Raw genomic sequence first — 22,056 nt, forward strand, 5'->3', positions numbered from 1 at the left:
GGAGTAATGTCATGAAGCGCAGCAAAACCATGGAGTTTGGCGTTGGCCTGTTTATGTTGGCTGGCATCATAGGGCTGGTATTCCTCGGCCTGAGAGTCAGCGGTTTAACGCTCTCAGCACCTTCAGATACGTTCCGCTTGGAGGCCAACTTCGCCAATATCGGTGGGTTGAAGCCGCGTGCCCGCGTCACTATGGCAGGGGTTACCGTGGGCCGGGTGGAGTCAATCGAGCTGGATACGGAGTGGTACGACGCTCGTGTCACTTTAAGCTTGGATAGTGAGCTTGAAGGCCAGCTTTCCCAGGATACCACCGCAGCCATATTAACGGCTGGCCTATTGGGCGAGCAGTACATTGGGCTAAGTGTTGGTGGGGCACCAGATGTGCTTGAGGAGGGTGACGTGATTCGTGATACGCAGTCCGCTCTGGTGCTTGAAGAACTTATTCAGCAATTTGTATCCAATATGGTCAGCAACTAGCTGCCTTTAGCTATCTTCATTTGAGAGGTTGATATGATGCATAAGGTTTTTCCTGTTTTCGTTCAGCGGCTCGCGTTGGCTGCCATGCTGTTGCTGGCACCGCTGCTGGCCCAAGCACAAACACAGTCTCCAGAAGAGATGATTCGAGACAATATCGAATCCTTTATGAGCCAAATTAATGGCAAAGAGGACTACTACGCCAATAATCTAGATGAGTTGAAGGCGCTGGTGAATGAAAGCCTCAACGAAGTAGCAGATTTTCGCTATATCGGTGCCAGTGTGATGGGCAGCTATTTCCGTAATGCCACGCCAGAGCAGCGCAGCCGTTTTGCGGATGTCTTCCGCCAGACGCTGATCGATACCTACACGCGTGGTCTGGTGACCTTCGACTACGACGAGCTGCGTGTGTTGGGCCAACAGCGTGCCCAGCGTCACGAAGATCAAGCCAGCGTCGATATGGAAGTCGTGGCGAGCAATGGTCAAGTCTACCCGGTGAGCTATAGCCTGCGTCTTTCTGACGGCCAATGGCGTGTCGTGAACGTAATTGTCAACGGCATTAACCTGGGCTTGACCTTCCGTAATCAGTTCGACCAAGCCATGCGTGACAATAACCGCGATTATGATGCGGTCATCCGTGGTTGGGCGCCAGAAATAGGTGTGGACGAGCTAGAGCAGGGAGGCGACGCGTGACATCGCTGTTGTCTCGTTCAGAGGTGTCCCTAACGATTCAGGGTGATGCGCTCATGGTTGCTGGCGACCTGACAATGAATGTAGCGACTGAGGTGGCCGCTGCAGGTGTGAAATGGTTACGCAGTGCCAAGTGTTTAGAGGTCTGCTTTGACTTTGAGCAAGTCAGTAAGGCCAGCAGCGTTGCTATTAGTGTCTTATTTGAATGGCTGCGTGCTTGCCAAGCGCTGCAGATCACGGTTCGTTCGATTGTCTTGTCGGCCCCGCTCAAGCGGCTGGCCTCTTTGGCGGAGTTGGATGCGCTTACTTCCTCATCCGTTTCGGCTTGAACTGAGCGATCTTTAGAGCAGTCCACGGGCTGCTCTATTTATTGGTGGCTTGCACGGCATCGCCAAGCGTGTCGCTTTTCTTTATCATGTTCGCCTATTGGTTACTATTTCAACGACCCCAAAGGAGTTTCCTGTCTCATGCAACCCAACGAGGTAAAAGCACTGCTTGAATCCCGCATCGATGGGTGTGAGTTTCACATCCAGGGTGAAGGCTGCAATTTTCAGGTGATTGCAGTTGGTGAAGCCTTTGAAGGTCTTTCTCCAGTGAAGCGTCAACAGCTTGTATACGCAGCGCTTAGCGAGGAAATCGCTTCGGGTGCACTGCACGCTATCAGCATTAAAACGTTTACTCCGACGCAGTGGCAAACTGCGGCGGAAAACGCTCAGTAACGGCCGCTCCATGGATAAACTCATTATTGCGGGCAATGGCTCGGTGGATGGCGAAGTATGGGCAAGCGGTGCGAAAAATGCCGCGCTGCCTATTCTATGCGCGAGCCTATTGGCAGATGGCCCAGTGGTTATCGGTAACCTGCCGCATTTGCAGGATATTACCACCACGCTTGAGCTGTTGGGACGAATGGGCGTTGAGCCTGTGATGGGCGAAAAACTGAGCATTCAACTGGATGGCTCTCAGGTCACTCAATGCCATGCGCCTTACGAGCTGGTGAAAAAGATGCGCGCCTCTATTCTGGTGCTGGGGCCGCTGCTGGCGCACTTTGGTAAGGCGGATGTCTCACTGCCTGGTGGTTGCGCCATTGGCTCACGCCCGGTGGATTTGCACCTGCGTGGTCTGGAAGCCATGGGGGCGGAGATCCACGTTGAAGCGGGCTATATTCGTGCCCGTGTCGACGGTCGTTTAAAAGGTGCAACGATCTATTTTGATACCGTGACGGTGACAGGCACAGAAAATCTGCTCATGGCGGCTACGCTCGCCGACGGCAGAACGGTTCTTGAAAACGCCGCTCGTGAGCCTGAGGTGGTGGATCTGGCCGAGTGCTTGATCAAAATGGGCGCGAAGATTCATGGTCACGGCACGGACACCATCATCATTGATGGCGTTGCCTCGCTGCACGGCTGCGAGCACGATGTCATGCCCGACCGTATCGAGACGGGCACCTTCCTGGTCGCGGCGGCAATGACCGGCGGGCGGGTAAAAGTGAAGCGTACCCGGGCCGATATTCTTGAAGCGGTACTCGCTAAGTTGGAAGAGGCGGGTGCGGAGGTCGACAGCGGTGAAGATTGGATTTCGCTGGATATGCATGGCAAGCGCCCGAAGGCGGTTAATATCCGAACGGCGCCTTATCCCGCATTCCCCACCGATATGCAGGCTCAGTTCGTCGCTATGAATGCCGTTGCAGACGGGCATTCACGGGTAGTAGAGACAATCTTCGAAAACCGCTTTATGCACGTTCAAGAGCTTAACCGGATGGGCGCGAATATCGTACTGGAGGGTAACGCCGCGTTAATTAAGGGCGTTGATAAGCTTTCTGGAGCCCCGGTGATGGCAACGGACCTTCGTGCTTCGGCATCTCTGGTTATTGCGGCCATGATGGCCGAAGGAGAGACCCTGGTCGATCGCATCTACCATATTGATCGTGGCTACGAGTGTATCGAGGAAAAATTACAGCTGCTGGGGGCGAAAATTCGCCGTATCCCCGGCTAAGCCACGCGGACAACACTGGCCTTAGACCATGAGTAAGCAACTGATTTTAGCCCTTTCAAAAGGGCGTATTTTGGATGAAACGCTGCCTCTGCTGGCAGATGCGGGCATTACGCCCGCTGAAGACTTAAGTAAAAGCCGCAAGCTGCTTTTTGATACTAACTTGCCGGACGTCAAGCTGGTGATCATCCGCGCCACCGATGTGCCCACCTACGTACAATTAGGTGCCGCCGATGTGGGCATTGCAGGTAAAGACGTGCTGCTTGAGCATGGCGCGGAAGGCCTTTATGAGCCGCTAGATCTAGAGATTGCTCGCTGCAAGCTGATGACTGCGGGTGTTACCGGGCAGCCCCCTGCCAAAGCACGCCGCCGCGTGGCGACCAAGTTCGTCAACGTAGCGCGTCGCTACTACGCCGAGCAGGGGATCCAGGCAGAGGTCATCAAGCTCTACGGGGCGATGGAGCTGGCTCCGCTCATGAACTTGGCCGATGAGATCGTCGATATCGTCGACACTGGCAATACGCTTCGCGCTAACGGTATGGAACCCCGTGAGCTCATTGCCCATATCAGCACGCGTTTGGTGGTCAACAAAGCGGCCATGACCATGAAGCACGACCGTATTAAGCCGCTGCTAGCGCGCCTGGAAAGTGCCGTAAAAAAGCGTCAGACGCAGCCTATCGAATGACACGAGGTTCATCATGAGCGATACAACCACAGCCACTATTGCCCGCCTCTCGACCAGTGAAGCGGCTTTCCATCAGCGCCTCAATGCGCTGCTGGATTGGGAGGGCGTGTCTGATAAAGCGGTCCAGGCTCGTGTTGAGGAAATCTTGGCAGACGTTAAGCAACGCGGTGATCAGGCGGTCATTGAGGCAACCAACCGCTTTGACCGTCTATCGGTCGAATCGATGGCGCAATTGCGCCTAATGCCAGAGCAATTAAAGAAGGCGTATGATGGTTTGCCTGCCGAGCAGCGTGATGCCCTGGCAATGGCTGCCGAGCGTATTAAGCGCTACCACGAGCGGCAAAAACCGACCTCTTGGCAGTATGAAGAAGCCGATGGCACGGTGTTAGGCCAAAAAGTGACACCGCTTGATCGTGCAGGCATCTATGTTCCAGGCGGTAAGGCGGCTTATCCGTCGTCCGTACTGATGAATGCCATTCCTGCCCGCGTGGCAGGTGTGCGTGAAATCGTCATGGTGGTACCTACCCCTGATGGTGTGTTGAATGATCTGGTATTGGCGGCGGCGCACCTAGCGGGCGTGGACTACGTCTTCACTATTGGTGGCGCCCAGGCCGTTGCCGCGCTTGCCTACGGTACGCAAAGCGTTTCTCGGGTCGATAAAATTGTGGGACCCGGCAACATCTACGTGGCCACTGCCAAGCGGGCCGTGTTCGGCCAGGTCGGCATCGATATGATTGCCGGGCCCTCCGAGATTATGGTGGTGTCGGATGGGCAAACCGACCCGGATTGGATCGCCATGGACCTCTTCTCTCAGGCGGAGCATGACGAAGATGCCCAGGCGATTTTGGTGAGCTGGGATGCCGCGCATTTGGACGCCGTGGCGGCTTCCATCGAGCGGTTGCTGCCAACGCTAGAGCGCGAAAAGATTGCCCGCGCATCCCTGAACCGTCGCGGCGCACTGATTCTGTGTACAGATCAGGCCGAAGCGGTTGAGATGATTAACCGTATCGCTCCTGAGCATCTTGAATTGTCGGTTGCTGAGCCTGAGGCATGGCTAGACGATATCCGCCATGCGGGCGCTATCTTTATGGGGCGCCACACGTCGGAAGCGCTGGGGGATTACTGCGCGGGGCCGAACCATGTGCTGCCGACATCCGGCACGGCGCGATTCTCATCACCGCTCGGGGTGTACGACTTCCAGAAACGCTCTTCCATTATCCACTGTTCCCCTGAAGGGGCGTCTGAGCTGGGTAAAGTCGCTTCGGTGTTGGCCCGTGGGGAGTACCTCACTGCCCATGCTCGCTCTGCCGAGTACCGGGTTCGCGATTAACGGGCAGTGTGTTTAGTGTAGCAGGGCGGCTTTAAGAGCCGCTCTGCCTGTCGGCTGATGTTGCGTTGGTCGGCACCGGGCGCTCGCCTACCTCCAGCGTCATCTCCATGCGCTCGCCGCCGCGGACAATCGTCAGAGGCAGTGACGTGCCGGGAGGAATAGATGCAATGTCACTCATAGTAGCGCGTGCATCTAAAATGACCTGGCCATCAATAGAGAGCAGTACATCCCCCGGTTGTAAGCCTGCCTGTGCGGCAGGTCCGCCGCTTACCACGCCTGCTACGATCACGCCTTGTGGGGTGCGTAGCCCAAACGAGGCTGCGAGCTCTCGCGAAAGCGCCTGAGCCTCAATGCCCAGCCAGCCGCGAATTACGCGACCGCGAGTCACCAGCTCATTGAGTATGCTGTGGGCAAGGTTGGCGGGAATTGCGAAGCCGATACCTTGAGAGCCGCCTGAACGTGAGAAAATTGCCGTATTAATTCCCACTAGAGCGCCATCAGGATTAACGAGTGCGCCGCCTGAGTTGCCGGGGTTAATGGCCGCATCGGTCTGAATAAAATCCTCATATGCATTAAGCCCTAAATGGCTGCGCCCTGTGGCGCTAATAATGCCCATAGTGACGGTTTGGCCAACGCCGAAGGGGTTGCCAATTGCCAGTGCCACATCGCCGACGGCGACCTGTTCTGAGTCGGCAAGCTCAATCACCGGTAGATTTTCAAGATCAATGCGCAGCACTGCTAAGTCGCTTTCTGGGTCTGTACCAATCACTTCGGCCAGCGTTTCACGCCCATCGCGCAGGGCAACCTGGATTTGATCCGCGCCATTAATCACATGATGGTTAGTCAGTACATAGCCATCCTTGCTGACAATGACGCCAGATCCCAAGCTGGAGAGCATCCGTTGATGGGTTGTGGCATCGTCGCCGCTGAAGAACTGCCGGAAGAAGGGGTCTGACATCAGTGGGTGCTGGTCGCGCTCTACAATCCGGGATGAATAGATGTTCACCACCGCAGGCGCTGCTTGGTTAACTGCATCGGAGTAGCTAGCCGGGCCCTGGTTGCGGGCAAGAGGTTCTGCTTGGCGAATGTCGGGCGCAGGTCGGTTAGTGCTCTGCTCGTTGCTGGTAGTGGGTACCAGTGCCGGGGGTGTTTCCACCGCTGCGGGCGGAGTCTGTCGAAACGGGTTTGGCAACTGCTCTGGGAACGCGAGCAGTAGCACGGCAGCTAGCAAGAGCCCCGTGGTAATGGGCCATAAATAGGGCAGCACAGAACGGTGCATGCGAGGATTCCTCAGCGGGTGGCAGTCTAAATAGTCGCGAGGTTCGCGATAATGCGGAGCGAGTTTTACAATGGCGTTATGGTAACACTGAATGCCGCTGTGCCTCACGGTGGCTGTTTAAACTGTTAAGGAGTGAGTGTGAATCATCGCGATCAACTTGTCGCCGCTTGTGACCATCAGCTGCGAGCCGAGCAATTTAAGGACTTTACGGTTAATGGGTTGCAAGTTGAAGGGCGTGATACCGTCAAGCGAGTGATGTCAGGAGTGACGGCGTGCCAGGCGCTGTTAGATGAGGCGGTAGCATGGCAGGCTGACATGGTGTTGGTGCATCACGGTTATTTTTGGAAAAACGAGCCAGTGCCTATTACAGGAATGAAACAGCGCCGCATTAAAACGTTGCTCGCCAATGATATAAGCCTTCTTGCCTATCATTTGCCATTAGATGCCCATGCGGAGATAGGCAACAATGCTCAGTTAGCTAAGCGGCTCGGTTGGAAAGTAGAAGGCTGTTTGGATGGGGAGCTGGGGGAAGGGTTGCTCTGGTCGGGGCGTTTGGTTGCGCCCCAAAGTATTGGTGAGCTTGCTGGGCAAATAAGCACCACGCTTCAGCGGTCTCCTCTTGTTGTGGAAGCGCCGTTTGCTGAGCAGTCTATAGAGCGAATCGCATGGTGTACGGGCGGAGCGCAGGATATGATCACCACTGCCTACGAAGCAGGGGCGCAGGTGTTTGTGTCTGGAGAAATATCTGAGCGTACCACGCATTTGGCGCGTGAAATGGGGATTCACTATATTGCGGCGGGCCACCACGCCACTGAGCGTTATGGGGTCCAAGCGCTTGGTGAGTGGCTAGGCAGTGAGTTCGGTGTGGAGCATCGTTTTGTGGATATTGATAATCCTGCCTAACTCAAGGGCGCAGGGCACCTGTCGCTCATTGATCGGGTGCCCTGCTGGCGATACGCGGCAGTAATGGCGGCGTTTGCCTTAGTAGCGGGGAGGTTGTGCTGCTGTACCTTCAGTAGGTTGGTGGCTCTCTTTTAAGCCAAAATCTTCTGACAGCGTACCGTTTTTGCCCGCTGCGTAGTCTCTAGGCATTGCCACGTTGCTGTCGTTTTCAGTGTCGCTTGTGGTGGTGCTGGATGACGGCTTAACGCTGGATAGTTTCCACTGAGTTGCTTCGTTCTCTACCTGTTGCTCAAGCTGATCAGCTTCGTGGCGAATGTTTTCTAAGCGCTGCTGAATGCTCGTTAAGTGGCTGCTCATGCCCTTCTTTAGTTCAGCGATTTGGTGTTCACGTTCAAGCAGTGTCTGCTTGAGTGAAGCGGCATCCCGCGCACCTTTGCTGAAAAGTCGATAGCACACTAAGCCGATGATAAAGCCGACGATTAATCCAATGATTGCAAAAGTGAATGGCGAGCTTGCTTCCACAGTCTTCTCCCTAAGTAATGCGCGCCACTGAACACAGGGCGTGGCTTTTAAAAACAGCCCCATTATAGGCGCGTCTAAGTCGGTTGGGTCAATCCGCTCATGCGCTTAGCGTTTAAGCGGCGTATAATTAGCCCCATTTTATTGAGCAAGCTTTATCTGGCGGGCGGTGGCGCGTCGAGGATACGGCTTGGACAATGCGTTGCGGGAGCACATTAATGGCATCAGTATCTGCACGTCAGGCGTCTGATCAAACGCGCCGGCCAACGCCGCTTGAGCGTTATCAAGAAGACCTCAAGCGTAGCGATTTCCAATATGACTCTGCCCAAGAACAAGCAGTGAAGCATCTGCAGCGCCTCTATGATGAGTTGGTGTCAGCGCCGACCACGGTGCCCAAAGCGATAGTCGCCAGTAAAGGCATCAAGGCCAAAATGGCAGGCTTGCTGGGTAAGAAAAATGAACCGGCCAAACCCCCAGTGCCGCAGGTGAAAGGGCTCTATTTTTGGGGTGGCGTGGGGCGTGGAAAAACTTACTTAGTCGATACCTTTTATGAAGCACTGCCGTTTCCCGAGAAGATGCGCACGCATTTCCACCGCTTTATGCAGCGGGTGCACAACGAGCTGACTCGCTATAAGGGCGAGAAAAATCCTCTTACGCTCATCGCCGGTAAATTTGCGGCAGAGGCGAGGGTAATCTGCTTTGATGAGTTTTTTGTTAAAGACATTACCGACGCGATGATTCTGGCCAATTTGCTGGAAGCACTGTTTGAGCGTGGTGTTGTGCTGGTGGCGACGTCGAATATTGTACCCAATGACCTCTATAAAGACGGCTTGCAGCGTGCACGATTTGTGCCTGCTATTGAGTTGCTGAACCGTCACTGTGAGGTGGTCAACGTTGATTCAGGGGTCGACTACCGCTTGCGTGCTCTTGAGCGTGCAGAAATTTTCCATGCGCCTTTAGATGATGCTGCCGAGCAGGAATTGGCACGCAGCTTCAGAGAAATTGCCGGACAGCCGGGTGAGGAGGGGGCGCCGCTGGAGGTGAATCACCGAGTGCTGAAAACTCGCCGCTTGCATGATGATGTGGTGTGGTTTGAGTTTGCCGAGCTGTGCGATGGCCCTCGTAGCCAAAATGACTATATCGAGCTTGCTCGGGAGTTTCACACAGTGTTGGTAGCCAACGTCCCGCGAATGGATGGTAAAACGGATGATCAGGCGCGGCGCTTTATCAACATGGTGGATGAGTTTTATGACCGTGGCGTAAAGCTGTTGATGTCCGCTGAAGTGCCGGTGGAGTCGCTGTATAACGACGGTAAGCTCACATTTGAGTTTCAGCGTACTCTGTCGCGGCTCCAGGAGATGCAGTCTCGCGAGTACTTGGCGCTGGCTCATAAACCCTAGTGCCTGCGCATGCATCAAAAAAATAGCTACGGCACTTAACTTGGGCACATGCTTACTGTAGAATGCCGCCTCGCTACACGTTGCTGGCTAAAATCAGCAACCAAAAAAAATAGGGATGGTGCTTCACCGCTTGGCGGTGTGAGTCACCCAACACACTTAATCTGGTGATTTCATCCATGAAGACGTTCAGTGCTAAGCCGCAGTCCGTCCAGCGCGACTGGTACATTGTCGACGCTACGGACAAAACGCTCGGTCGTCTGGCAACCGAGATTGCTCGCCGCCTGCGTGGTAAGCATAAGCCCGAATTTACCCCTCACGTTGATACCGGCGACTACATCGTCGTGATCAATGCAGAGAAAGTCCAAGTAACCGGTAACAAGGCGAAGGCTAAAACCTACTACCGCCACACAGGTTACCCGGGCGGTCTGCGCTCCATGACATTCGACAAAATGCTCGACCACGCTCCCGAGCGTATCATCGAGTCTGCCGTTAAAGGCATGCTGCCGAAAGGTCCGTTGGGTCGCGCCATGTACTCCAAGTTAAAAGTGTACGCCGGTGCCGAGCATCCGCATGCTGCCCAGCAGCCGCTTGAACTGAACATCTGAGGAAATCTTCGCCATGACACAGCAGTATTACGGTACCGGGCGCCGCAAGACTTCCACCGCTCGTGTGTTCCTGAAGCCGGGTTCCGGCAAAATTACCGTCAACAACCGTGAGCTTGACCAGTACTTCGGTCGTGTTACCGGTCGCATGGTTGTTCGTCAGCCGTTAGAGTTGACTGAAACCCTAAACCAGTTCGACGTCTACGTTACCGTTGAAGGCGGCGGCGGCTCTTCACAGGCTGGCGCTATTCGTCACGGCATCACGCGTGCCCTGTTGAATTACAACGAAGACCTGCGTCCTACGCTGCGTGCCGCTGGTTACGTTACCCGCGATGCTCGTCAGGTTGAGCGTAAGAAAGTCGGTCTGCGTAAAGCACGTCGTCGTCCGCAGTTCTCCAAGCGTTAATTTTACGCTATGTGGCAAAAACGCCCAGGTCAAAGACCTGGGCGTTTTTTATTGGAATATCAAAAAATTATAACGCTCGTACCACCATGGTCCGGGGCGGTTGTTCTTGTGCAGAGCGCTTTGTTTTTTTAACATAGACTGTATTTGATATTCGTCGTCGCAAGACGCCTTTGCGACGGAACGGGTAAGCTGATGGGAGAAACCAGAAATGGCAGATAACGGCGTAAACAAAGGCCGGCGCCGTTTCCTCGTAGGCGCCACCTCCGTTGTGGGGGCGGTGGGCGCTGTCGGGGTTGCGGTCCCCTTTGTGGCATCTTGGCAGCCTAGTGCCAAGGCAAGAGCGGCAGGCGCGCCGGTTCAAGCGGATATTTCCAAGCTTGAGCCAGGTCAGCGTATGACCGTCGAGTGGCGTGGTCGCCCGATTTGGATCATTAATCGTACGCCTGAGATGATCGAACGGACCGAAGCGCTAGGGGCTGACAGCTTGGCGGATCCAGAGTCCGAAGTGCCACAGCAGCCTGCCTATATCCAGGGTGGTCTGCGCTCGATCAAGCCTGAGATTGGTGTCTTGATCGGCATCTGTACCCATTTGGGCTGTTCTCCCTTGTATCGGCCCGAGCCGGATGCGGAAGGGGTGGGTGTCGATAACTGGCCGGGTGGTTTCTTCTGCCCATGCCACGGCTCTCGTTTTGACTTGGCCGGTCGCGTCTTTAGCAACGTTCCTGCGCCGACGAACCTTGAAGTGCCGCCCTACCGCTTTGAAAGCGATGACATCATCGTGGTCGGCGAAGATGAGGAGAGTGCCTAATGGCTAATCCAAATAAGGCGAAGGCCGAGAGTGGCATCATGCGTTGGGTGGATGATCGTTTCCCTGCCACTCAAATGATGCAGGACCACTTGACCAAGTACTACGCGCCGAAGAACTTTAACTTCTTCTACATTTTTGGTGTGCTGGCACTACTGGTGCTGGTCAACCAAATCCTGACCGGCGTTTGGTTGACCATGAGTTTCAATCCCTCTGCCGAAGGTGCGTTTGCCTCCGTCGAGTACATCATGCGTGATGTCGAGTGGGGCTGGTTGATTCGCTACATGCATACGACGGGGGCATCCGCCTTCTTCGTGGTCATCTATCTGCATATGTTCCGCGGGTTGCTTTATGGTTCCTACAAAGCGCCACGTGAGCTGGTGTGGATTTTTGGTATGGCCATCTATCTTCTGCTGATGGCCGAAGCCTTCATGGGCTATCTGCTTCCATGGGGTCAGATGTCTTACTGGGGGGCGCAGGTCATTATCTCGCTGTTCTCGGCCATCCCGGGTATTGGCCCTGATCTAGCGCAGTGGGTGCGCGGTGATTTCCTAATTTCAGGCATCACGTTGAACCGTTTCTTTGCGCTTCACGTCGTTGCGTTGCCCATCGTGATTTTGGCATTAGTCGTGCTTCACATCATTGCTCTGCATGAAGTGGGTTCTAACAACCCTGATGGTATCGAAATCAAGCAGAAGAAAGACGAGACCGGTAAGCCGCTCGACGGCATCGCTTTCCACCCGTACTACACCGTGAAGGACTTGGTGGGTATTGCGGTGTTCTTGTTTGTCTTCAGTGTCGTGGTGTTCTACTTCCCGGAAGGGGGGGGCTACTTCATCGAGCGGCCGAACTTTGAACCGGCTAACCCGCTGAAAACGCCTGACCACATTGCACCGGTTTGGTACTTCACGCCGTTCTACGCCATTCTGCGTGCGATTACCTTCTCGCTGTTTGGTCTTGACGCTAAGTTCCTGGGTGTTGTCTGCATGGGCGCGGCGATTGCTGTGCTGTTCGTGCTACCGTGGCTTGACCGTAGCCCTGTGCGCTCTATGCGTTACAAAGGCTGGATGTCCAAAGTTATGCTGCTGCTGTTCTGCATCAGCTTTGTAATTCTTGGTATTCTAGGTGTGCTGCCGTCCACAACAGGTCGCACCATCTTGGCGCAAGTGTGTACAGCCATTTACTTCGCCTTCTTCCTGCTGATGCCGCTCTACACCAAGCTGGAGAAGACTAAACCCGTTCCGGAAAGGGTGACTGGCTAATGAAAAAGCAACTATTAGCACTGCTCTTCGCAATCGTGCCGGTAACCGCGATGGCGGCTGGTGGCGCAAGTGTGCCTCACAGCATGGAGCCTGACCTACAGGATCAGGCGTCTCTGCAAAATGGCATGAAGCTCTATGTTAATTACTGCATGGGCTGTCACTCGCTTGAGCACCAGCGCTTTGCGCGCGCGGCTGATGATCTGGGTATCCCCCAGGATCTGGTAGAAGAGAACTTAATTTTCTCCTCAGACTTAGCGTTCAACGACCAGATGCACATTGCGATGGATCGTGGCGATGCAGAGTCTTGGTTTGGCGCTCCGCCGCCCGACCTGACGCTGGAAGCGCGCCTACGTGGCACTGACTGGATCTACTCCTACCTGTTGGGCTTTTACAAAGACCCGAGTCGTCCCACTGGTGTGAATAACACCGTGTTCGATTTGGTGGCGATGCCTAACGTGCTGGAGCCTCTCCAAGGCGTTCAGGAGTTGGTGTGTGCCGAAACCGATCAGCCGGTGGCGGGACAGTCTCCCGACCCGCTATCAGGTAAGTATCAGTCTTGTGATGTGCTGCAAGTGACTCAGCCAGGGGCGATGGAGCCAGCCGAGTTCGAGGAAGCGGTATATGACCTGACCAACTTCCTGGCCTACGTGGGTGAGCCTTCCAAGCTGCAGGCGCAAGCCCTGGCACCTAAAGTACTTATCTTTATCTTTATTTTTGGTGTGATTGCTTACCTACTCAAGCGTGAGTACTGGCGAGACGTCCACTAATCAGTAAAGTAGGATAGGCGGTTCAGGCGCACGGCGAAAGCCGTGCGCCTTTTGTTTGCGGCGTGATTATGTATCGTTGGCTACCTTCCCATAAGAGGGTGCTGGCATGTTATTATCGAGAATTGTTTTGATGCGAGGATGCTTTCATGGGTGTTGTGGCCAAGCGGTCGTCAATGATCTTTTACTCGGGTAGTGATGATCATTTCAGTCATCGAGTGCGCATTGTTCTGGCTGAAAAAGGAGTAGCGGTCGACATCGTCGATGTCGCTGAGGAGCAGCCGCCTGAAGAGTTAGCAGACCTCAATCCGTACAACAGCGTTCCGACGCTGCTGGATCGTGACTTGGTGCTTTATGAATCCAAGGTAATGATGGAATATCTGGATGAGCGTTTTCCTCATCCGCCCTTGCTGCCGGTCTATCCTGTAGCGCGTGCTCAAAGCCGTCTGTGGATGCATCGCATTGAGCGCGAATGGTGCCCGATGTTAGAGCAGATTCGCACCGGTGGTAAGAAAGAGGCCGATAAGGCACGTAAAGAGCTGCGTGAAAGTCTCATTGGCATTTCGCCCATCTTTGAAGATATGCCTTACTTCATGAGTGAAGAGTTTACGCTGGTAGATTGCTGTTTGGCACCGATCCTGTGGCGTTTACCTGAGCTGAATATTGAGTTGCCCGAGAAGCAAGTGAAGCCGCTGTTAGGTTACATGTCGCGGGTATTTGAGCGCGAAGCGTTTAAAGAATCTTTGAATGAGCGTGAAAAAGAGATGCGCGCTTGAGTTCATTCGGCCTCTTAGCTCTGTGGGCAAGAGGCCATATTTGTTAGGAGGAGGGAGTCTTATGAAATCGAGCCGTCCCTATCTCGCCCGAGCCCTCTATGAGTGGCTGTTAGACAATGAATTAACGCCCTACCTCGTGGTTGACGCCACGCAGCCTGGGGTGGAAGTACCAAGGCAATTTGTTCAGAATGGGCAAATTGTGCTCAATGTAGCGCCGACGGCGGTGCGTGACCTGTTTATGGAAAATCAGGCGATTGGTTTTAATGCTCGATTTGGTGGCCAGCCTATGCAGGTGATGATCCCAACGCCTGCGCTTATCGCTATCTACGCCCGTGAGAATGGTGCGGGTATGGTGTTCGGTCACGAGCCTGAGCTTGATGCTGCTGGGTTTGAAGAGCAGGATGATGAAGCTGGAGAAGCAGGCACTGACACAGAATCGGCAAAGCCTGAGCTGACGCTCACTGAGCCAGCCTCTGAGCAAGCGTCCAGCCAGTCGTCTGATAAGGCGTCTGGCGATGACAAGCCCAAGAAAAAACCGACGCTGCGCGTTGTGAAGTAATCAGTCAGATAGCAGTCTCGGTAGCCAAATACAAAACAGCCTCGCCAACTATTTGGCGAGGCTGTTTTCTAGCATCTAGGTGTTAGTCAAGGTAGTCAAAAACCTTAACAATGCGTTGCACGCCACCTACGGAGGAGGCTGCATTCACAATGCGGTCTGCCTCTTCCCGAGTCACCATGCCCATTAAATAGACACTGGCGTTTTCCGTGGTGACCTTCAGTTTGGAAGAGTCAATGCGGTCATTCGTTGCCAGGTAGCTTATGACATTGGTGGTCAGCCACGTATCTGTTAGCCGCTGGGTGGCGGGCAGGTTGGCGGCGACGGTAAGCTCATTATGAACTTTGTCCACGCCGCGTAAGTTCGATGCAACGTTACCCGCCATGTTTTTCAGCTCTTCGCTTGGTACCTGTCCAACTAGCAGCAGCGTTCCGTTATAGCTGTGGGCGCGAATGCGTGCATCGCCTAGGCGGGCATCGGCACGAGCTAGCGCGCGCTCTACTTCGCGTTCAATCGTGGCGTCGACAGCTTCTACGTCATTGCTACGCTGGCCGTAGTTAGAGGGGTTTGAGGCGCTATTGTTGGCGCAACCGCTTAGTGCTATCACGCCGCAGAGCGTGGCAGCCAATAGTGTTTTGGATGAAAAGTGCAGGGCCATGAGGATGACTCCTTGATCAGTAATTATTCGCAAGGCGTGCGCTATTACTCAGCGCCACCAAACAGCTGTTCGTCAATTAAATCACAAAGGCAGTGAATAACGAGTAAATGAACTTCTTGGATGCGTGCGGTAGAGGTGGCGGGAACACGGATCTCGCAGTCGTCTTGCCCCAGTAAAGAGGCCATATTACCGCCGTCACGCCCGGTTAGTGCTACTACGGTCATGTCGCGGTCGTGAGCCGCTTGGATCGCTTGTACAACGTTAGCGGAGTTGCCGCTAGTTGAAATAGCCAGCAGTACGTCGCCTGGCTGGCCCAGTGCGCGAATTTGCTTGGAGAACACCTCATTATAGCTATAGTCATTAGCAATAGATGTCAGGGTCGAGGTGTCGGTAGTTAGTGCTAAAGCAGGCAGGCTAGGGCGCTCACGCTCAAAACGGTTCAGTAACTCAGAAGAAAAATGCTGACTGTCACCGGCGCTGCCGCCGTTACCACACGCAAGAATTTTCCCTTCATTAACCAGACACTGCACCATCATTTGGCTGGCGACTTCAATAAAAGGAGGCAGTACTTCGCTGGCATAGGTTTTGGTATCAATGCTGGCATTGAAATGGCTGAGTATACGGGATTGAAAGTCCATCAGGGCTTCCTAGTTAAGAGTATTAATAAGCGTCAAAAGCCGCTTGCTCCCAATGAAACTCGAGAGTGGGCGGTGTGCCTGTAATGGCTAGGATATCAAAGCGGCAGGGGCAAGAGAGGTTATGTCGCGCAATATAGAGCGATGCCGCACGAATTAAACGACGCCGCTTCTGCGCGTTCACCATTTCCAAGGGGTGCCCATGGCGCGTTGTGGCGCGATGTTTGACCTCGACAAAGACCAAAATATCCTGGTCATACATCACAAGATCAAGCTCTCCGCCTTTTACATGGTGATTGTTGGTGACCAGGCGAAGGCCGTGCTGCTGCAGCCATTGAGCGGCTAACCGCTCAATGGCTGCACCTCGATAACGGGCAGTTTGGGGATTATTGCTCATTACCCAGTAGGCCAGGAATTAAAATGGGTGACGGTGTGCCATTTTGAAACTTGGCCCAGGGCAGTTCGCGGTGGATGCGGCCATCATTTGATAGCGATAACGTCCCAGTGCTGCCGTTTAAACCGTTTAGGCTGGACAGGTCCGACATCCGTTTAGCAAGTTCATAAGCATCAACACCCATAGCCATCAAGCGGAACATCGAGGCATCTGCCTCATCGCGCAACTGCTGGTAGGTAGGGTAAAAAGGTAGTACCTCTTCTCCGCCTACTGCAGCATCTGGAATTTGCCAGGGAATGTCCATGAACATCACATCGTTCAGATCCTGATCCAAGCGCGTTTGCAGCCGGCCTTCATGTAGGTGCGAGGTGGCGTAGATGGGCAGGTCAGGAGCGTAGTGATAATCCAGCGTGGGCGGCACCTGGCGTGCGTAATCGGGAAGCGCTAGTAGGAAGAGGGCGTCAATGTTGCCAAGGCGGGCGCGCTCGCCGCTAACATTCAGCGCGGTTTGCACAGCGTTGGAAACTGGGCTGCTCGGATTGTAGCGCACTGCATTCGTCACCTCGCCACCCAGGCGCTGAAACTCGTTCCAGAAGGCTTCACCAACTCGGCGGCCCCAGTCATTATCCGGCACCATCACCGACATTTGGCGCTGGCCATCCTGATAAGCACGGCGCGCTGCCTGCCGGGCTTCACCTTCTGCAGATAAGCCGTACTGCAGTAGACGTTGTGCTTGGTTGTTGGCACCGCTGCCATAGTTCAGCGCTAGTGTAGGCAGGGGTACGCTGTCACGCTGCTCAAGCTGAGACACCTGATCCTTATCGAGCGGGCCAATCATTAGCTGGGCATTCATTTGCTGAGCGCGGCTATACAGTTCGTCGAGCGAGTACTGGGCAGCATCGATAAAACTTAACTGAACGCCGTCAGCACTAATCTCGTTATGGCGGCGTATGGCGGTGGCAAGTGTATTGGCAACGCTGCTTAGCGGGCCAGATTCCGGTAGTGCAACCACAATACGGCGAATTTCGGTGCCCTCAAGTTCAGGTAAGGTGACTTGAACTTGCCCCGGCTGCTGATCAAGCGTTTGCTGTGCCCACTGTTGGCGCTCAGCAAGGGTTTGCTGCTGATTTGCCTGCATAGGTAGCTCATCGTCCAAGACTTGTGTTGCGCGCAACACGGCGCGTGGGTCGTTTAACCCGCGAGCAAGCTCTGAAAATAGCATGGCCCAGCGCACGCGATCGGCGTCGTTAAGCAGCGTTTCATCAATGCTGCTGGCGGTATCAAAGGCGTTTTCACGCTGGCCCTGGCGGGCCAAAATATTGGCGGCTTCCAGACGTGTGCGAGCGGCCTGCTCTGGGGCTTGCTGTTCGGCTTGACTGAGCAAGCGGCCGGCATCCTGGTCGGGTACTCGGTCAACCACGCTCGGCGGTTGCATGGCGCACCCGGTGATGAGAAGTGCCATGAAGGCAGTGGCCAACAGGCCACGAAGTGACTGTTTCATGTATCCTTCCTTAGTTTCCATTTGCGCTGTCGCGGTCTATCAGCAGGTTAGCGTGGTTTTCCATAAGCATAGCGCACCGTCAGGGCAAACCATTAACAAATCGGGAGTCACGATGACACACCAACATCCGGGTACATTGTACGTGGTTGCCACGCCAATTGGGAATTTGGACGACTTAACGCCGCGTGCTGCTCGGGTATTAGCCGATGTATCGCGTATTGCGGCGGAAGATACGCGACATAGCGCGCGGCTGCTTGCCCACTTAGGGGTGAATACGCCGATGATATCGCTGCATGAGCACAATGAAGCCCAGCGGGTCGATACGCTCGATGGTTATTTATCAGCTGGTGAAAGTATTGCACTGATCAGTGATGCCGGTACGCCGCTGATTTGCGATCCCGGTTTCGTGCTGGTGCGGGAACTACGCGCCAGAGGGCGCCACATTGTTCCGCTGCCTGGGCCGTGCGCGCTGGTCACCGCGCTTTCTGGAGCGGGGCTGCCCACCGACCGCTTTACGTTTGGGGGCTTTCTGCCTGCCAAGCCCAGCGCTCGCCGCCAAGCGTTGGAGAAGTGGCAGAGCCGTGAAGAAACGTTGGTATTTTACGAGTCGCCCCACCGCATTGTGCATACGCTTGAGGCGCTATGTGAGCAAATGACTGAGCGCACGGTGGTGCTGGCACGAGAGTTGACCAAAACCTTTGAAACATTTCTTCAGGGATCACCGGCAGCGCTTCGTGATCAGCTCGCTGAAGATCCTAACCAGAGCCGGGGTGAGTTTGTAATAATTATTTCTGGTGCCCCTCCGGCGGTGCAGGGGGATGAACAGTCGATAAATGCCAATGAGCTGTTAGCCGCCCTGCTGGCAGAGGGGGTGGGTGTCAAACAGGGGGCTTCGATTGCGGCCAGAATGCTGGGTGGCCGTAAGCAGGAGTGGTACGCCCGGTTGCAGGCAATGAAAGGTCAGCATTGAGGCGAACGCAGGGCGCTGGTATGCTTGCCGCCGGAGTTGGCCAGACAGTCGCCGCTAGTGTGCTCGCAAAGGCCGCTAGGGGAGGAAAGTCCGGGCTCCATAGGGCAGAGTGCCAGGTAACGCCTGGGCGGCGCAAGCCGACGGAAAGTGCAGCAGAGAGTAGACCGCCTAAGTCCCTGAAATAAACCTCAGGGGCCGGTAAGGGTGAAAGGGTGCGGTAAGAGCGCACCGCGCGCCTGGCAACAGTGCGTGGCATGGTAAACCCCACTCGGAGCAAGACCAAATAGGGACCCAACGGCGTGGCCCGCGCTGGGTTCGGGTAGGTTGCTTGAGCGCTGCGGTGACGCAGCGCCTAGAGGAATGACTGTCCACGACAGAACCCGGCTTATCGGCCGACTCCCCATTTCCATGAAAGGCGTGCCAAGCACGCCTTCCCAAATTATGTGTGAGAGTAACATGCCTTCTGTTGACGCTGATCAGGTCACCCGCTTTCGTCATACCAGCGTTTTATTGGAAGGTGCGGTAGATGCACTGGTGCATGACCCGGATGGAGCCTACCTAGACGGCACCTTCGGGCGTGGAGGTCACTCCCGGTTGATTCTTTCGCGCTTAAGCGAGCAAGGCCGTTTAATGGCCATGGACCGTGATCCGCAAGCCATTGCTGCTGCGGATGAGATAGAAGACGCCCGTTTCCAGATTACCCAGCGCGAATTTGCTCATTTAGCTGAGTTTGCCAAAGAGCAGGGGCTTTATGGCAAGCTATCCGGTGTGCTTCTGGATGTGGGTGTCTCTTCCCCGCAATTGGACGACCCTGAGCGCGGTTTTAGCTTTATGCGCAACGGCCCGCTAGATATGCGCATGGATCCCACCCAGGGTGAAAGCGCCGCTGAGTTTTTGGCGCGTGCCAGCGAAGCAGATATCGCCAGCGTCTTTAAAACCTATGGTGAAGAGCGTTATGCCAAACGGCTAGCCAATGCCGTGGTGAAACGTCGCGTCGAAAAGCCCTTTACCCATACGGTCGATTTGGCCGAGGTGTTGAAAACTGCCCACCCCGCCTGGGAAAAAGGCCGTCACCCCGCCACGAAAGCCTTCCAAGGCCTGCGTATTTATCTCAATGGGGAACTTGATCAACTAGATGCCGCCTTAGAAGCAGCGCTTGAAGCGCTGGCACCGGGTGGTCATCTTGTCGTGATTAGCTTCCACTCCCTGGAAGACCGTCGTGTGAAGCGGTTTATTCGACACCATGTGCGCGGTGACACGCACTTACCACGAGGCGTACCCATCCGCGATGATCAGTTGAATCGTCGTCTTGAAGCGCTTGGAAAAGGGAGTCGCCCTAGCGACGAGGAAGTGGATGTTAATCCGCGCGCGCGCAGTGCCGTCATGCGGGCGGCCCGTAAGCGAGGCTAACAATGAGCATTGAGCGGCTAGAGCATTGGGCTTCCACGCTGAGGGCGGAGTGGCCGTTTAAACTGCGCCTTCGCCTGTGGCCCATCACCATGATTGTGCTGTTTTTTGCCTGTTTATTGACTGGCTTAGCAGTAGTGACCACCACCCATATGACGCGGGTACAGTTTGCTGAGCTTCAGCGGTTAGAGCAGGAAGAAAACCAGCTCCAGACCGAGTGGGGCCAACTGCTGTTGGAAGAGGGGGCTTGGGCAACGCCAGCCCGCATTGAACAAATTGCCACGGAACGGCTAGAGATGCGTATTCCTGACGTAAATGATGTCGAGGTGATTCGGCCATGAAGCGTGAAGGTCGGGGAGGGAAGTCCCGCCAATATCCTATTGCGCCGCCGCTTGCTGGTGGGCGCTTTTTCTTTATTTTGTTAGCAGTTGGTCTCGCCTCTGCCATTTTGATTGGGCGAATTACACTGCTACAGGTGATTGATCGCCCATTTTTGCAGAGCCAGGGTGATGCCCGCACGCTGCGCCATGAAGCTATTCCTGCTCACCGCGGAATGATCACTGACCGTAACGGCGAGCCACTGGCAATATCCACGCCGGTCGTGACGCTTTGGGCGAACCCTCAAGAGTTGCCTACAGACGCCATCCAGCGTGTCATGCTGGCGCAGGCGCTGGGGATGTCACTGGATGACTTCGAGTCCCGGGTGGCGCGCTACAGTAACCGCGAATTCATGTATTTGCGCCGACAGATGACCCCAGACGCTGCGCAGCGCATCCTCGATCTGCGCACGCCGGGTGTCTATCCACAGCGTGAATACAAGCGCTACTACCCGGCTGGAGAGGTGGCGGCCCAAATACTCGGCGTCACCAACGTAGACGACGTCGGTCAGGAGGGCTTAGAGCTCGCTTATCAGCCCTACCTAGCGGGTCACCCGGGGCAGCGTCGTGTCATCAAAGACCGGCGTGGTCGGCTGGTGCGAGAGCTGGGCGTGATTCGTGAAGCGCAGCCAGGCGGAGAGCTGACCCTGGCGATTGATCAGCGTATCCAGTACATGGCATATCGCGAATTGCGCGCTGCAGTGGCTGAACATCAAGCAGATGGTGGTGTTTTGGTCATGATGGATGCCCGTACAGGTGAAGTCCTGGCAATGGCCAATCTGCCGTCTTACAACCCCAATAACCGAGCGGGCTTAGATCCTCGTGGTTTGCGTAATCAAGCGCTAGTGGATGTATTCGAGCCTGGTTCGGTCATGAAGCCGTTAGCCATGGCAGCGGTGCTTGAAAGCGGTATTGTTGGCCGTGATGCTGTGGTAGATACATCGCCTGGATGGATGAGGCTTGATCAATTTACGATCCGAGACTTCCGTAACTACGGTGAACTGGATCTCGCGGGTATTCTTGAAAAATCTTCTAACATTGGGATGTCTCGCTTGGCTCTGCAGCTAAGCGATACGGCTATTTGGGAGAAGTATAACCAGCTCGGCCTGGGGCAAAGCCCCGGAACAGGCTTCCCAGGGGAGTCTACGGGCAATCTGCCGGCTCGGATTCAGTGGTCTAGAAGTGAGCGAGCAGCTCTCTCTTATGGTTATGGTTTATCGGTAACGGCCGTTCAGCTAGCCAGTGCTTATACTGCGTTGGCTAATAATGGTGAACGCTTACCCCCTTCGCTGTTAAGGTTGTCAGAGCCGCCCCAAGGTATCCCGGCCATTGAGCCGAGTGTTGCCAACGACTTACTAGAAATCTTAGAAACCTCGGTTGGCGCCTATACAGGTGGGCGACGTGCCCGTGTAGAAGGGTATCGCGTTGGCGGAAAAACCGGCACCGTGCGTAAAACGGGCCAGCAAGGCTACGCCACCGATGCGTACCGCAGTGTCTTTGCGGGGATTGCGCCCATTTCGGACCCGCGTATCGTGACGGTGGTGATGATTGACCATCCCAAAGCAGGCGAATTTTATGGTGGAGCGGTGGCAGCGCCGGTGTTCTCTAGTGTCACCGGTAATGCGTTGCGGCTACTGGATGTGCCGCCTGACTACGAGGTCGAATAGTGTTTAAG

At 54.9% G+C, this 22,056-nt stretch carries 26 protein-coding genes and 1 other RNA gene; 21 read left to right on the top strand and 6 right to left on the bottom strand.

Annotated elements, in window-relative coordinates; genetic code table 11:
* Nucleotides 1–11: 11 nt before the first annotated feature.
* The 7 genes from mlaD to hisD all read left to right on the top strand — a co-directional run bounded on the left by mlaD (nucleotide 12) and on the right by hisD (nucleotide 5,167).
* Nucleotides 12–476, top strand: coding sequence for an outer membrane lipid asymmetry maintenance protein MlaD (gene mlaD / locus AC13CN_RS09000; RefSeq protein WP_062373384.1), 465 nt, complete (start codon nucleotides 12–14; stop codon nucleotides 474–476).
* Nucleotides 477–509: 33 nt separating this feature from the next.
* Nucleotides 510–1,166, top strand: coding sequence for an MlaC/ttg2D family ABC transporter substrate-binding protein (locus tag AC13CN_RS09005; protein WP_474787110.1), 657 nt, complete (start codon nucleotides 510–512; stop codon nucleotides 1,164–1,166).
* Between the two features lie 53 nt (nucleotides 1,167–1,219).
* A complete protein-coding gene (locus AC13CN_RS09010) occupies nucleotides 1,220–1,492 on the top strand; it encodes an STAS domain-containing protein (RefSeq protein WP_266100077.1) in 273 nt (90 codons plus the stop codon).
* 138 nt (nucleotides 1,493–1,630) lie between these two features.
* Nucleotides 1,631–1,882, top strand: a complete 252-nt coding sequence (locus AC13CN_RS09015) for a BolA family protein (RefSeq protein WP_044629957.1) — start codon at nucleotides 1,631–1,633, stop codon at nucleotides 1,880–1,882.
* 10 nt (nucleotides 1,883–1,892) lie between these two features.
* Nucleotides 1,893–3,155, top strand: coding sequence for a UDP-N-acetylglucosamine 1-carboxyvinyltransferase (murA, locus tag AC13CN_RS09020; protein ID WP_289110598.1), 1,263 nt, complete (start codon nucleotides 1,893–1,895; stop codon nucleotides 3,153–3,155).
* Between the two features lie 28 nt (nucleotides 3,156–3,183).
* The gene (gene hisG / locus AC13CN_RS09025) at nucleotides 3,184–3,837 is read left to right on the top strand and encodes an ATP phosphoribosyltransferase (protein WP_054641296.1); all 654 of its coding nucleotides are present in this window, start codon (nucleotides 3,184–3,186) and stop codon (nucleotides 3,835–3,837) included.
* Between the two features lie 13 nt (nucleotides 3,838–3,850).
* Nucleotides 3,851–5,167, top strand: a complete 1,317-nt coding sequence (hisD, locus tag AC13CN_RS09030; protein WP_172514592.1) for a histidinol dehydrogenase — start codon at nucleotides 3,851–3,853, stop codon at nucleotides 5,165–5,167.
* A 31-nt stretch (nucleotides 5,168–5,198) separates the two neighbouring features.
* On the opposite strand, the gene AC13CN_RS09035 is transcribed toward hisD, so the two are convergent.
* A complete protein-coding gene (locus AC13CN_RS09035) occupies nucleotides 5,199–6,446 on the bottom strand; it encodes a Do family serine endopeptidase (protein WP_044629961.1) in 1,248 nt (415 codons plus the stop codon).
* A gap of 138 nt (nucleotides 6,447–6,584) precedes the next feature.
* Here AC13CN_RS09035 and AC13CN_RS09040 point away from each other — a divergent pair, with 138 nt between their 5' ends.
* Nucleotides 6,585–7,349 carry a Nif3-like dinuclear metal center hexameric protein gene (locus AC13CN_RS09040; RefSeq protein WP_089675508.1) on the top strand — a complete coding sequence of 255 codons (765 nt, stop codon included), beginning with the start codon at nucleotides 6,585–6,587 and terminating at the stop codon, nucleotides 7,347–7,349.
* Nucleotides 7,350–7,427: 78 nt separating this feature from the next.
* Here AC13CN_RS09040 and AC13CN_RS09045 read toward each other — a convergent pair whose 3' ends face one another.
* Entirely contained in the window at nucleotides 7,428–7,871 is a 444-nt protein-coding gene (locus AC13CN_RS09045) for a ZapG family protein (protein WP_054641297.1), read from the bottom strand.
* 215 nt (nucleotides 7,872–8,086) lie between these two features.
* On the opposite strand from AC13CN_RS09045, the gene zapE reads away from it, so the two are divergent.
* The 8 genes from zapE (at nucleotide 8,087) to AC13CN_RS09085 (ending at nucleotide 14,442) form a co-directional block, all read left to right on the top strand.
* On the top strand, nucleotides 8,087–9,268 hold the full coding sequence (gene zapE, locus AC13CN_RS09050; RefSeq protein ID WP_044629964.1) for a cell division protein ZapE: 1,182 nt from the start codon (nucleotides 8,087–8,089) through the stop codon (nucleotides 9,266–9,268).
* A 176-nt stretch (nucleotides 9,269–9,444) separates the two neighbouring features.
* Nucleotides 9,445–9,873 carry a 50S ribosomal protein L13 gene (gene rplM, locus AC13CN_RS09055; RefSeq protein ID WP_044629965.1) on the top strand — a complete coding sequence of 143 codons (429 nt, stop codon included), beginning with the start codon at nucleotides 9,445–9,447 and terminating at the stop codon, nucleotides 9,871–9,873.
* A gap of 13 nt (nucleotides 9,874–9,886) precedes the next feature.
* Nucleotides 9,887–10,276, top strand: a complete 390-nt coding sequence (rpsI, locus tag AC13CN_RS09060) for a 30S ribosomal protein S9 (RefSeq protein WP_483053122.1) — start codon at nucleotides 9,887–9,889, stop codon at nucleotides 10,274–10,276.
* Between the two features lie 208 nt (nucleotides 10,277–10,484).
* Entirely contained in the window at nucleotides 10,485–11,084 is a 600-nt protein-coding gene (gene petA, locus AC13CN_RS09065) for a ubiquinol-cytochrome c reductase iron-sulfur subunit (RefSeq protein WP_044629967.1), read from the top strand.
* Nucleotides 11,084–12,343 carry a cytochrome b gene (locus AC13CN_RS09070; RefSeq protein WP_044629968.1) on the top strand — a complete coding sequence of 420 codons (1,260 nt, stop codon included), beginning with the start codon at nucleotides 11,084–11,086 and terminating at the stop codon, nucleotides 12,341–12,343. Before petA ends, AC13CN_RS09070 begins: the two co-directional genes overlap by 1 nt.
* Entirely contained in the window at nucleotides 12,343–13,110 is a 768-nt protein-coding gene (locus AC13CN_RS09075; RefSeq protein ID WP_044629969.1) for a cytochrome c1, read from the top strand. The genes AC13CN_RS09070 and AC13CN_RS09075 overlap by 1 nt, the downstream gene beginning before the upstream one ends.
* Nucleotides 13,111–13,256: 146 nt before the next feature.
* Nucleotides 13,257–13,883: a stringent starvation protein SspA gene (gene sspA / locus AC13CN_RS09080; RefSeq protein WP_044629174.1), complete on the top strand. Its 627-nt coding sequence runs from the start codon at nucleotides 13,257–13,259 to the stop codon at nucleotides 13,881–13,883.
* A gap of 61 nt (nucleotides 13,884–13,944) precedes the next feature.
* Nucleotides 13,945–14,442, top strand: coding sequence for a ClpXP protease specificity-enhancing factor (locus tag AC13CN_RS09085; protein WP_044629175.1), 498 nt, complete (start codon nucleotides 13,945–13,947; stop codon nucleotides 14,440–14,442).
* Nucleotides 14,443–14,524: 82 nt separating this feature from the next.
* Here AC13CN_RS09085 and AC13CN_RS09090 read toward each other — a convergent pair whose 3' ends face one another.
* Genes AC13CN_RS09090 through AC13CN_RS09105 form a run of 4 tightly spaced genes read right to left on the bottom strand, consistent with a single transcriptional unit; the run spans nucleotide 14,525 to nucleotide 17,627 of the window.
* Nucleotides 14,525–15,097: a BON domain-containing protein gene (locus tag AC13CN_RS09090; protein WP_044629176.1), complete on the bottom strand. Its 573-nt coding sequence runs from the start codon at nucleotides 15,095–15,097 to the stop codon at nucleotides 14,525–14,527.
* Between the two features lie 44 nt (nucleotides 15,098–15,141).
* On the bottom strand, nucleotides 15,142–15,735 hold the full coding sequence (locus AC13CN_RS09095; RefSeq protein WP_054641051.1) for a phosphoheptose isomerase: 594 nt from the start codon (nucleotides 15,733–15,735) through the stop codon (nucleotides 15,142–15,144).
* A gap of 22 nt (nucleotides 15,736–15,757) precedes the next feature.
* Nucleotides 15,758–16,129, bottom strand: coding sequence for a YraN family protein (locus AC13CN_RS09100; protein WP_044629178.1), 372 nt, complete (start codon nucleotides 16,127–16,129; stop codon nucleotides 15,758–15,760).
* Nucleotides 16,119–17,627 (bottom strand): penicillin-binding protein activator, encoded by a 1,509-nt coding sequence (locus tag AC13CN_RS09105; RefSeq protein ID WP_483053123.1) that lies wholly within the window; start codon nucleotides 17,625–17,627, stop codon nucleotides 16,119–16,121. The genes AC13CN_RS09100 and AC13CN_RS09105 overlap by 11 nt, the downstream gene beginning before the upstream one ends.
* Nucleotides 17,628–17,739: 112 nt before the next feature.
* On the opposite strand from AC13CN_RS09105, the gene rsmI reads away from it, so the two are divergent.
* From rsmI to AC13CN_RS09130, 5 genes are all read left to right on the top strand, one after another.
* Complete coding sequence (gene rsmI, locus AC13CN_RS09110) at nucleotides 17,740–18,597, top strand: 16S rRNA (cytidine(1402)-2'-O)-methyltransferase (RefSeq protein ID WP_044629180.1); 858 nt, start codon at nucleotides 17,740–17,742, stop codon at nucleotides 18,595–18,597.
* A 32-nt stretch (nucleotides 18,598–18,629) separates the two neighbouring features.
* Nucleotides 18,630–19,001: RNase P RNA component class A (rnpB, locus tag AC13CN_RS09115), an RNA gene on the top strand.
* Between the two features lie 52 nt (nucleotides 19,002–19,053).
* A complete protein-coding gene (gene rsmH, locus AC13CN_RS09120) occupies nucleotides 19,054–20,007 on the top strand; it encodes a 16S rRNA (cytosine(1402)-N(4))-methyltransferase RsmH (protein WP_044629181.1) in 954 nt (317 codons plus the stop codon).
* Between the two features lie 2 nt (nucleotides 20,008–20,009).
* The gene (ftsL, locus tag AC13CN_RS09125) at nucleotides 20,010–20,345 is read left to right on the top strand and encodes a cell division protein FtsL (protein WP_044629182.1); all 336 of its coding nucleotides are present in this window, start codon (nucleotides 20,010–20,012) and stop codon (nucleotides 20,343–20,345) included.
* Nucleotides 20,342–22,048 (top strand): peptidoglycan D,D-transpeptidase FtsI family protein, encoded by a 1,707-nt coding sequence (locus AC13CN_RS09130; protein WP_044629183.1) that lies wholly within the window; start codon nucleotides 20,342–20,344, stop codon nucleotides 22,046–22,048. The genes ftsL and AC13CN_RS09130 overlap by 4 nt, the downstream gene beginning before the upstream one ends.
* The last annotated feature ends 8 nt before the right edge of the window (nucleotides 22,049–22,056 follow it).

It is taken from the genome of Vreelandella sp. L-25 (assembly GCF_056857535.1).

Bases quoted from the DNA above. Each gene is read 5' to 3' on its own strand.
- AC13CN_RS09105 (WP_483053123.1), bottom strand. From the start codon at position 17,627: ATGAAACAGTCACTTCGTGGCCTGTTGGCCACTGCCTTCATGGCACTT.
- rsmI (WP_044629180.1), top strand. From the start codon at position 17,740: ATGACACACCAACATCCGGGTACATTGTACGTGGTTGCCACGCCAATT.
- AC13CN_RS09130 (WP_044629183.1), top strand. From the start codon at position 20,342: ATGAAGCGTGAAGGTCGGGGAGGGAAGTCCCGCCAATATCCTATTGCG.
- rplM (WP_044629965.1), top strand. From the start codon at position 9,445: ATGAAGACGTTCAGTGCTAAGCCGCAGTCCGTCCAGCGCGACTGGTAC.
- AC13CN_RS09100 (WP_044629178.1), bottom strand. From the start codon at position 16,129: ATGAGCAATAATCCCCAAACTGCCCGTTATCGAGGTGCAGCCATTGAG.
- rpsI (WP_483053122.1), top strand. From the start codon at position 9,887: ATGACACAGCAGTATTACGGTACCGGGCGCCGCAAGACTTCCACCGCT.
- ftsL (WP_044629182.1), top strand. From the start codon at position 20,010: ATGAGCATTGAGCGGCTAGAGCATTGGGCTTCCACGCTGAGGGCGGAG.
- AC13CN_RS09070 (WP_044629968.1), top strand. From the start codon at position 11,084: ATGGCTAATCCAAATAAGGCGAAGGCCGAGAGTGGCATCATGCGTTGG.
- AC13CN_RS09005 (WP_474787110.1), top strand. From the start codon at position 510: ATGATGCATAAGGTTTTTCCTGTTTTCGTTCAGCGGCTCGCGTTGGCT.
- hisG (WP_054641296.1), top strand. From the start codon at position 3,184: ATGAGTAAGCAACTGATTTTAGCCCTTTCAAAAGGGCGTATTTTGGAT.
- AC13CN_RS09010 (WP_266100077.1), top strand. From the start codon at position 1,220: ATGGTTGCTGGCGACCTGACAATGAATGTAGCGACTGAGGTGGCCGCT.
- sspA (WP_044629174.1), top strand. From the start codon at position 13,257: ATGGGTGTTGTGGCCAAGCGGTCGTCAATGATCTTTTACTCGGGTAGT.
- AC13CN_RS09085 (WP_044629175.1), top strand. From the start codon at position 13,945: ATGAAATCGAGCCGTCCCTATCTCGCCCGAGCCCTCTATGAGTGGCTG.
- mlaD (WP_062373384.1), top strand. From the start codon at position 12: ATGAAGCGCAGCAAAACCATGGAGTTTGGCGTTGGCCTGTTTATGTTG.
- murA (WP_289110598.1), top strand. From the start codon at position 1,893: ATGGATAAACTCATTATTGCGGGCAATGGCTCGGTGGATGGCGAAGTA.
- AC13CN_RS09015 (WP_044629957.1), top strand. From the start codon at position 1,631: ATGCAACCCAACGAGGTAAAAGCACTGCTTGAATCCCGCATCGATGGG.
- zapE (WP_044629964.1), top strand. From the start codon at position 8,087: ATGGCATCAGTATCTGCACGTCAGGCGTCTGATCAAACGCGCCGGCCA.
- AC13CN_RS09095 (WP_054641051.1), bottom strand. From the start codon at position 15,735: ATGGACTTTCAATCCCGTATACTCAGCCATTTCAATGCCAGCATTGAT.
- AC13CN_RS09075 (WP_044629969.1), top strand. From the start codon at position 12,343: ATGAAAAAGCAACTATTAGCACTGCTCTTCGCAATCGTGCCGGTAACC.
- hisD (WP_172514592.1), top strand. From the start codon at position 3,851: ATGAGCGATACAACCACAGCCACTATTGCCCGCCTCTCGACCAGTGAA.
- AC13CN_RS09090 (WP_044629176.1), bottom strand. From the start codon at position 15,097: ATGGCCCTGCACTTTTCATCCAAAACACTATTGGCTGCCACGCTCTGC.
- petA (WP_044629967.1), top strand. From the start codon at position 10,485: ATGGCAGATAACGGCGTAAACAAAGGCCGGCGCCGTTTCCTCGTAGGC.
- rsmH (WP_044629181.1), top strand. From the start codon at position 19,054: ATGCCTTCTGTTGACGCTGATCAGGTCACCCGCTTTCGTCATACCAGC.
- AC13CN_RS09035 (WP_044629961.1), bottom strand. From the start codon at position 6,446: ATGCACCGTTCTGTGCTGCCCTATTTATGGCCCATTACCACGGGGCTC.